At 51.6% G+C, this 1577-nt stretch carries 1 protein-coding gene; it reads left to right on the forward strand.

What is annotated here, in order from left to right:
• Nucleotides 1-1257, forward strand: a 1257-nt coding sequence (gene gldG / locus ACOJTG_RS11275) for a gliding motility-associated ABC transporter substrate-binding protein GldG (protein ID WP_420153896.1), incomplete at its 5' end; no start/stop codon positions are given.
• Nucleotides 1258-1577 lie beyond the last annotated feature (320 nt).

Raw genomic sequence — 1577 nt, forward strand, 5'->3', positions numbered from 1 at the left:
TGGCCGGGTGCCTTGCTGACGTACCAGAACAAGGAAACGGCGGTTCAACTGCTGAAAGGCAACATTTCTAAATCCGCTCAGGAAAACCTGAATCTGTCGGCGGAAAATATCGAGTACACGTTGGCGACGGCTTTACGGGAGCTTACCCAGAAGGAAAAGAAAAAGATCGGACTGCTTTCGACGTTTTCGAAGAAACTCAATCCCGTACGCATTTCGGATCTGATTGTGGCTTTGCAGAAACATTACGAAATCTATCAGGTCAACCTGCAAACCTCCCCGAATCTGGGCGGACTCGACGCCGTACTGATTGTGAAGCCCGATCAGGAATTTTCGGAAGATGATCAGCTCAAACTCGATCAGTTTATTGTTCACGGGGGAAAAGCCATGTTCCTCATTGATCAGGTACAGACCGATTCGGTAGGTAACGAAGGCGTATACGCTCAGCCGACGAACCTGAAATTGGACGAACTGCTGTTCCGGTACGGATTACGGGCTAACCCGGTTGTAGTGAAAGATTTACTGTCCGCCGAAATACCACTGAATATTGGAACGATGGGCGATAAAGCCAACATTCAGCTCATGCCCTGGCGGTTTTATCCATTACTGAATTCCTTCGGGAAATCGCCCATCACCCGAAATCTGGATGCCCTATACGGACGTTACGTGGGTTCACTTGATACGGTAGGAGCCGAAGGGATTCGCAAAACGCCCTTGTTATTCACGTCTGCGTACACGCAAAGTCTGCACGCTCCGGCGGTGATTCCCTACAATGAAGCGGGACGTAAACCCGATCCCACGCAGTACAACGGCGGACCTAAAGCCGTGGCGTACTTACTGGAAGGGAAGTTCTCGTCGCTATTCCGGAATCGCTTATTACCCGACGACCCGCGAGCCAAAGGGTTTGCCGTACAGGATCAGCCTTCGAAAATTGTGGTCGTCGCCGATGGGGATATGGCTCTCAATGATTTTGATCCGAAACGCGAAGTACCCTTACCACTGGGCTTCGACCGCTTTAGTTCGGATCGGCACGTGTATGCCAACAAGGATTTTATCCTGAATGCAATGGATTACATGCTTGACGATAACGGCGTCATTACGGCCCGTACCAAGGAATTCAAACTTCGCCCCCTTGACAAAATACAGGTAGACGAAAACCGGACGGCCTGGCAGGTACTCAATCTGCTCGGGCCGCTGGTACTGATTGCTCTGTTGGGGGGAGGCTGGTACTTCTGGCGGCGGAAGGAATATGCGGTGTAGGGGAGTTTAGAGCGGCCGCCGCTGTGGTTTCCGTTTCCAGTCGTGATGGGTACAATCCGATAAAGTGAACGGGGCGGGTTGTCCGTAGCATTTGCTACGGACGCAAGCGTTGGTAGGCTGTGCCTACCGGGCGGGACGCATCCATACCCCGCATTGCATACGGGGCTAAGGACATTGAACCCCTCCGGGGTTGGCAAGCTGGATGAAGGAATGGCTCTTTTAGGTTTCTGATACCAATCGGGAACGGCGAAGCGTTAGTGATGGATAGTGAACAGTAGAGGTATAAAAAAACGTCTGGACGTAAGTTCAGACGTTTTTTT

It is taken from the genome of Siphonobacter sp. (assembly GCF_048595215.1).
Taxonomy (GTDB): Bacteria; Bacteroidota; Bacteroidia; order Cytophagales; family Spirosomataceae; genus Siphonobacter.